Raw genomic sequence first — 289 nt, 5'->3', positions numbered from 1 at the left:
TCCGTTTTGAGAGGCGGTTTCAATTGCCATTAGTCGAACGGGTAATGCATCTAGACTAAATCGTGCACCTACTTGAGCTATTCGCTCGGAGCCTTTGGTCACTACCATGAACGAGATGATACAAATGATTATGAACGATATGGCACCGACAATGTATGAGCCTCCCACAATCACCGTACCGAATGCTTCCACAACGCGACCTGCAGCGTCCGTGCCTTCGTGGCCATTACCGAGAACGGCACGAGTTGAGGCTACGTTAAGGCTTAGCCTAAGGACGGTGGATAAGAGA

General features: G+C 49.8%; 1 protein-coding gene. It reads right to left on the bottom strand.

The window, feature by feature from the left end; all coding sequences use genetic code 11:
* A partial coding sequence (locus tag AB4585_RS27320) for an FHIPEP family type III secretion protein (protein ID WP_372171882.1) occupies nucleotides 1-289 on the bottom strand: 289 nt, incomplete at both ends.

The organism is Vibrio sp. 10N.222.49.C9 (assembly GCF_041474985.1).
Classification (GTDB): domain Bacteria; phylum Pseudomonadota; class Gammaproteobacteria; order Enterobacterales; family Vibrionaceae; genus Vibrio; species Vibrio crassostreae_C.
This window is presented reverse-complemented; position numbering and strand designations above follow the sequence as displayed.